Raw genomic sequence first — 7,113 nt, 5'->3', positions numbered from 1 at the left:
TCGGTATGGCCGGTGTGGCCATCGACTCGATCCTGGACATGCGGCAGTTGTTCGCCGGCATCGACCTGGGGTCGGTGTCGGTGTCGATGACCATGAACGGTGCGGTGCTGCCGATTCTGGCGCTGTATGTGGTGGCTGCCGAGGAACAGGGTGTGCCGCCGGAGAAGCTGGCCGGGACCATCCAGAACGACATCCTCAAAGAGTTCATGGTCCGCAACACCTACATCTATCCGCCGAAGCCGTCGATGCGGATCATCTCGAACATCTTCGAGTACACCAGCATCAAGATGCCCAAGTTCAACTCGATCTCCATCTCGGGCTATCACATCCAGGAGGCCGGGGCCACCGCCGATCTGGAGCTGGCATACACCCTCGCCGACGGTGTCGAGTACATCCGTGCCGGTCTCGACGCGGGCCTGGACATCGACAAGTTCGCGCCCCGCCTGTCGTTCTTCTGGGGTATCGGCATGAACTTCTTCATGGAGGTCGCCAAACTCCGTGCGGCGCGCCTGCTGTGGAGTGAGTTGGTCGCCGATTTCAACCCGAAGTCGGCCAAATCGTTGTCGCTGCGCACGCATTCGCAGACCTCGGGCTGGTCGCTGACGGCGCAGGACGTGTTCAACAACGTGGCCCGCACGTGCGTGGAGGCGATGGCCGCCACCCAGGGGCACACCCAGTCGCTGCACACCAACGCCCTCGACGAGGCGATCGCGCTGCCGACGGACTTCTCCGCCCGCATCGCCCGCAACACCCAGCTGTTGCTGCAGCAGGAGTCGGGCACCACGCAGTCGATCGATCCATGGGCCGGTTCCAACTACGTCGAGTGGCTGACCCATCAGCTCGCGCAGAAGGCCCGCGCCCACATCGCCGAGGTCGAGGCCGCCGGCGGCATGACGCAGGCCATCAACGAGGGCCTGCCCAAACTACGGATCGAGGAATCAGCCGCCCGCACCCAGGCCCGCATCGACTCCGGTCAGCAGCCGCTCGTGGGCGTGAACAAGTATCAGGTCGACGAGGACGAGGAGATCGAGGTCCTCAAGGTCGAGAACTCCAAGGTGCGCGCCGAGCAGCTCGAAAAGTTGGTGCGGCTGCGTGCCGAGCGCGACGAGGCCGCTGTGCAGGCCGCGCTCGCTGATCTGACCCGGGCGGCGGGATCGTCGGACGGTGGTATGGAGAACAACCTGATGGCGCTGGCCATCGAGGCGGCTCGGCACAGTGCGACGGTCGGGGAGATCTCCGAGGCACTGGAGAAGGTCTACGGTCGCCATCAGGCCGAGATCAAGACGATCAGCGGGGTGTACCGGCATGAGGCAGGTCAGGTGAGCAACATCGACGCGGCCATCGACATCGTCAACAGGTTCGCCGACGCCGAGGGCCGGCGCCCGCGTGTGCTCGTCGCCAAGATGGGCCAAGACGGCCACGACAGAGGCCAGAAGGTGATCGCGACCGCGTTCGCCGACCTCGGCTTCGACGTCGACGTGGGCCCGCTGTTCGCGACCCCGGAAGAGGTGGCCCGTCAGGCCGCCGATAACGATGTGCACGTCGTGGGCGTGTCGTCGTTGGCCGCCGGTCACCTCACCCTGGTGCCGGCGCTGCGGGAGGCCCTTGCCGAGGTGGGGCGTCCCGACATCATGATCGTGGTCGGCGGCGTCATCCCGCCGGGGGACTTCGACGAACTGTACGAGGCGGGTGCGGCGGCGATCTTCCCGCCGGGCACGGTCATCGCCGACTCGGCGGTCGAGCTGATCGGCAAACTCGCCGACAGCCTCGACCTCGAGCTGGCCGCATCGGGTTCGGGTTCGTCGGGGGCTGACGAAAGCTGATGGCACGCCGCCCGATTGACGTCGCGGCGTTGACCGAGGGAGTGCTCGCCGACCGCCGGTCCGATCTGGCCCGCGCGATCACCCTCGTCGAGTCGACGCGGCCCGACCACCGCCAGGCCGCGCAGGAGATGTTGCTCGCGCTGACCCCGCACGCGGGCAAGTCGTTCCGCGTCGGTATCACCGGTGTCCCGGGCGTCGGCAAGTCCACCACCATCGAGGCCCTCGGGATGCACCTGATCTCGCAGGGCCACAAGGTGGCGGTGCTGGCCGTCGACCCGTCGTCGACACGTACCGGTGGTTCGATCCTCGGCGACAAGACCCGGATGGGCCGATTGTCGGTGGATCCGAACGCCTACGTGCGCCCCTCACCCACGTCGGGCACGCTCGGCGGGGTGACGAAGGCGACCCGCGAGACCATTGTCCTGGTGGAGGCCGCGGGCTTCGACGTGGTGCTGGTGGAGACCGTCGGCGTGGGCCAGTCCGAGGTGGAGGTGGCCCGGATGGTCGACACCTTCACCTTCCTGACCCTGGCCCGCACCGGTGACTCGCTGCAGGGCATCAAGAAGGGTGTCCTGGAACTGGCCGACGTGATCGTGGTGAACAAGGCCGACGGCAAACACCAGGTCGAGGCCAAAGGTGCTGCGCGGGAGCTCAAGAACGCACTCGGCCTGCTCTACCCGCACGACGCGCTGTGGACACCGCCGGTACGCACGATGAGCGCGATCGAGAACACCGGCGTCGACGAGTTCTGGGACACGGTGCTCGAGCACAACCGGGTGCTGCGGGATGCGGGCGAGTTCGACCGGCGTCGCACCCGCCAGCAGATCGACTGGATGTGGGCGATGGTGCAGGACACGGTCCTCTCCCGCCTGGCCTCCAACGAACGCGTCACCGGCATCCGGGGCGACGTCGAATCCTGCGTCGGCACAGGTGAATTGACGCCCGCGCTGGGTGCGCAGCGGATCGTCGCCGCATTCGACGGCAGCTGATCGGCCACCGGCAGGACTCACATGTCCAGGGTGGCCCCGCCGTCGACGCGCAGATCGTGCATCGTGATGTGCCGGGCCGCATCCGAGAGCAGGAACACCGCCGTCGAGGCGATGTCTGCGGGATCGGCGATGCGTCCCAACGGGATTCCGAGCCGGAACTGTTCGGGCGTACCGGTCAGCACCCGCTCGCGGTCGGCGTCGCAGGTCCACATCCCGGTGAGCATCGGCGTCAGCGTCGAACCGGGGGAGACGACGTTCACGCGGATGCCGTGCCCGGCGACAGCAAGTCCCACGCTGCGTGTATACGAGGTGGCCGCAGCTTTGGACGCCGCGTATTCGGCCATCGCGGTCCGCGGAATCGCGGCCGCGTTGCTGGAGAGCACCACGATCGAACCCGCGGTACCCCGGTCGATCATCGCGGACGTCGCCACATCGAGCGTGTTGCGCACGCCGCCGGCATTGACGGCCATGCACACATCCCAGTCGTCGCTCATCACACCGGCCGCGTGGACGAGCAACTCGATCGTGCCGCCGGCGGCCTCGGTGGCCCGCCAGGCCTCCCGCACCGCGTCCTGATCCCGAACGTCCACCGCGCGGACACCGTCGACGCCGGCCTGATCCCAGGCGCTCACCTGCGCGCCGACACTCTCCAGCGCCACCACCACGGCACCGCCGATTCCGCCGGCGGCGCCGGTGACCAGGACATGCCGGCCTGTGACTCCGGGAATCACCGCGAGGCGGCTTGCGCGGACGGGACGAGCGCGGTCAGCACCTCGGCCGCCGACAACACCCGCCCAGCGCGTTTGGCGATGTAGTTGGCTGCCATCTCATGTTCTTCCGCGGAGAAATCTCCGAGCGCGTCGTAGACGAAAAACGGTTCCACATCGCACATGAACGCCTCGGTCGCCGAGATCATGCATCCCATGTGCGCGTAGACGCCGACGACGATCAGCTGGTCACGCCCGTGGTGGGCGAGCAGGTGCCGCATGTCGGTGCGTTGAAAGCTCGAGTAGCGCCACTTGGTGACCTTGATGTTGTGTTCGCGGATCGCCAGTTCGTCGATGATCTCCTCGTCCCGGCCCGAGGACAGGCCTTTGCCCCAGAAGTCGGCGAGGATCCCGCGGCGCGAGGGGTGCTGGTCGCCTGGTTGCGCCGTGAACACGATCGGTACGTCTGCGCGTTCGCATGCCTCACGGATCGCGACCATGTTGGGCAGGGCGGTGGCCATGGGCTCGGCGGCCACGTCGTAGGCGTCGATGAAGTAGCGCTGCATGTCGTGCACGAGCAGGGCGACACGGCTGACATCGATGGTCCAGTCCACGGGCGTCGGGTACGGCCCGGTCGGGACGGGGTACGGGGGGATCTTAGGAATGGCCACCTTGTGAGGGTAGCCTCACTTGGATGAAGGTTGCACCGTGGCCCCAGGAACTCGCCGACCACTACCGCGCTCAGGGATTGTGGCGCGGCGAAACATTCGACGACATGTTGCGTAGTCGCGCTGCCGACCCCCAGGTTGCCCCGCGTACCGCGGTGATCGACGCGACCACCGGCCTCACCTACGCCGAACTCGACGACCACGTCGCCCGGCTCGCCGCCGGCCTGGTGGCACTCGGCATCTGCCGTGACGACAGGGTGCTGCTGCAGATCCCGAACCAGGCCGAGTACGTGATCGTGGTGTTCGCCCTGTTCCGGGTGGGTGCTCTGCCTGTGTTCGGGCTGCCTGCGCACCGGGAGAACGAGTTGGTGGGTATCGCCGGTGCGGCCGAGGCCGTCGCGATCGTGACGCCGCGGCGCATCGGTGCCGTCGACCACCGCGCCCTCGCCGAATCGGTGGCCGCGCAGGTGCCGTCGCTGCGGCACATCATCGATGTCGACGACCTCGCGACTATCTACGCCGATCCGATCGACCATGAGCGGTCGGACCCGTCGGAGATGGCGTTCCTGCAGCTCTCGGGTGGCAGCACCGGCATTCCCAAGCTGATCCCGCGCACCCACGACGACTACCTGTACAGCGTGATCCGCAGCAATGAGGTCTGCGGCGTCACCGCCGATACGGTGTACCTGGCCACGCTGCCGGTGGCGCACAACTTCCCGATGAGCTCGCCCGGCATCCTCGGCGCCCTGTACGCCGGTGGCACGGTGGCGCTCACCGAATCACCGAGCCCGTCGGTGGCCTGGCAGATGGTCGAACGTGCCGGGGTCACGATGACGGGCCTGGTGCCGCCGCTGGCGCGGTTGTGGACCGAGACCGCCGAGGCCGGCACCGACTTCGACCTGTCGACGCTGGACACCGTTCTAGTGGGCGGGGCCCGCTGCCCGGATGAGCTGGCCCGACGCATCGGCCCGGCGCTCGGGGTGACGCTGCAGCAGGTGTTCGGCATGGCCGAGGGATTGGTGTGCTACACCCGCCTCGACGACCCCGAGGAGGTCATCACCTCGACTCAGGGTCGGCCGATGTCCGAGGCGGACGAGCTCCGGCTGGTCACCGAGGACGGGGAGATCGTCACCGACGGCCCAGGATTCCTGGAGACGCAGGGTCCGTACACGATTCGCGGCTATTGGGCCGGCCGCAGTCCCGAATCGTTCGCGCCCGACGGCTGGTATCGCACCGGTGACGTCGTCGAACTGACCGCCGAGGGCAACATGCTGGTGCGCGGGCGCGGCGGCGACAGGGTCAACCGGGGCGGCGAGAAGGTGTCGGCCGAACAACTCGAGGAGGAGCTGCTCGCACATCCGGCGGTCCGCGACGCGATCGTCGTCGCCGTCGCCGACAAGTTCCTGGGCGAGCGGACCTGCGCGTACGTGATCGCCGTCGACCCGGAGCAGCCGCCGACGCTGCCGGTGCTGCGCAAGTTCGTCCGCGAGGCAGGGCTGGCCGAATGGAAGCTGCCCGACGTGGTCAAGGTGATCGCGGAGTTCCCGGAGACCGGGGTGGGCAAGGTCAGTCGTAGGCGGTTACGGGAGTTGCTCGCACAGAACTGATCACGTCAGTCAGGCTGCGGTGGGCTCGCTCGGTGCCGACGCACGCAGCGAGTCCACCCGGCGCAGCGAGCCCAGCAGCGCCATCGCTGCCGCGGCCAGGACCAGCATCGTCAGTCCGTAGTAGACGATCGCATCCGAAGCCGGCCAGATGGTGCCGTACATACCGGCCACCAGCGAACCGACGGTGATACCACCCACCTCCTGCGCGGTCCACAGGCCGGTGACCCGGCCCAGGATCGGTCCGGGGGTGTGGTGCTGGATCAGCGAGAAGCGCAGGATCTCCTGGATCGTGTCGCCGTAACCGCCCACCACCAGGATCAGCAGCGCAAGCCACAGCAGTGACGTGAGGCCGAACAGCATGTGCAGGCAGAACGCGAACATCAGCGCACTCATGAGCAGCACGCCGGGCCTGCGTACCCCCGGTAGCCAGCCACTGGTGATCGCGGCGAGCAACGCACCCACCGCCAAGGCCGCGTAGGCGAATCCGATGGCCCGCTCGTCGCCGGAGAAGCGTTCGTCGGCCAGGGCGGGGATCAGCGCGACCACACCCGCACCGAGCATCGCCACCACACCCACGGCCATCACCGACCCGACGACACGCTGCGTGCGCAGGAACACCCCGATCGACTGGGTCGACGGGTCGTGTTCGGCATCGCTGTCATCGGGGCCCGGTCCGTGCGGGGGAGCCGCCGGATGAGCAGTCGGCGGCATCGACGGCAGTCCGAACAGCAGCAGCACCGTGATCGCCGAGAGAACCGTCGCCGCCGTGTACGTCCAGCCCACACCGGCGGCGTAGATGATCAGACCGGCGACACCGGGGGAGATCGCGGTACCCACCCGCACCGAGATCGAGTTGAGGGCACCGACGGCGACCATCTTCTCCTTCGGCAGCAGCGTCGGAAGCGAGGCCATCAACGCCGCGATCGACAGCGCCCCGATGAGGCCGTCGGCGGCGGCGAACGCGTACACGGCGACGAACCGCGGTTCACCACCGAATACCCCGAACGCGTTGGCTGCCAGGCCCCCGAATGCCAGCATCGCCCCGGTCCGGCCGATGATGATCATGATGCGCCGGTCGTACTTGTCGGCCAGGATTCCGCCGATGAGCATCCCGATGAACGTACTGATGCCGGTGGTGGCCGTGGCACCGCCGACGTGCGCCGACGACTTGGTGAGCTCGTACATCTGGATCGGCACCGACACCATCAGCATCCCGATCCCGACGAGCGAGATCAGCCGCGCGATGAAGATCCGGCGAAACGGTGCGCTCTCGCGCAGGGGGGAGAGGTCGATCAGTATCGAACGGTCCGGCACGCAGG

Annotated in this window: 6 protein-coding genes; 3 read left to right on the top strand and 3 right to left on the bottom strand. The window is 67.7% G+C overall.

The annotated features are described in order from the left end of the window. Together scpA and meaB are read left to right on the top strand one after the other, a co-directional pair. Window positions 1-1,823 (top strand): methylmalonyl-CoA mutase (gene scpA, locus KDB67_RS12120; RefSeq protein ID WP_291016044.1); only part of this gene is annotated, 1,823 nt, incomplete at its 5' end. Beyond that, window positions 1,823-2,812, top strand: a complete 990-nt coding sequence (gene meaB / locus KDB67_RS12115; protein WP_291016042.1) for a methylmalonyl Co-A mutase-associated GTPase MeaB — start codon at window positions 1,823-1,825, stop codon at window positions 2,810-2,812. The genes scpA and meaB, both read left to right, overlap by 1 nt. Before the next feature lie 17 nt (window positions 2,813-2,829). Here the strand turns inward: meaB and KDB67_RS12110 are convergent, their stop codons facing one another. Next, window positions 2,830-3,543, bottom strand: a complete 714-nt coding sequence (locus KDB67_RS12110; protein WP_291016041.1) for an SDR family oxidoreductase — start codon at window positions 3,541-3,543, stop codon at window positions 2,830-2,832. Continuing rightward, complete coding sequence (locus KDB67_RS12105; RefSeq protein ID WP_291016039.1) at window positions 3,540-4,190, bottom strand: isochorismatase family protein; 651 nt, start codon at window positions 4,188-4,190, stop codon at window positions 3,540-3,542. The genes KDB67_RS12110 and KDB67_RS12105 overlap by 4 nt, the downstream gene beginning before the upstream one ends. A gap of 23 nt (window positions 4,191-4,213) precedes the next feature. Here KDB67_RS12105 and KDB67_RS12100 point away from each other — a divergent pair, with 23 nt between their 5' ends. Further along, window positions 4,214-5,794: an AMP-binding protein gene (locus KDB67_RS12100; protein ID WP_291016038.1), complete on the top strand. Its 1,581-nt coding sequence runs from the start codon at window positions 4,214-4,216 to the stop codon at window positions 5,792-5,794. A 9-nt stretch (window positions 5,795-5,803) separates the two neighbouring features. On the opposite strand, the gene entS is transcribed toward KDB67_RS12100, so the two are convergent. Then, window positions 5,804-7,108 (bottom strand): enterobactin transporter EntS, encoded by a 1,305-nt coding sequence (gene entS, locus KDB67_RS12095; RefSeq protein WP_291016036.1) that lies wholly within the window; start codon window positions 7,106-7,108, stop codon window positions 5,804-5,806. Window positions 7,109-7,113: the final 5 nt, after the last annotated feature.

Source organism: Gordonia sp. (in: high G+C Gram-positive bacteria) (assembly GCF_020438995.1).
Taxonomy (GTDB): domain Bacteria; phylum Actinomycetota; class Actinomycetes; order Mycobacteriales; family Mycobacteriaceae; genus Gordonia.
The sequence above is the reverse complement of the archived record's forward strand: the minus strand, read 5'-3'. Positions and strand labels throughout refer to the sequence as shown.

Excerpts from the sequence above, each read along its gene's own strand:
- meaB (WP_291016042.1), top strand. The coding sequence starts at position 1,823 with ATGGCACGCCGCCCGATTGACGTCGCGGCGTTGACCGAGGGAGTGCTC.
- KDB67_RS12100 (WP_291016038.1), top strand. The coding sequence starts at position 4,214 with ATGAAGGTTGCACCGTGGCCCCAGGAACTCGCCGACCACTACCGCGCT.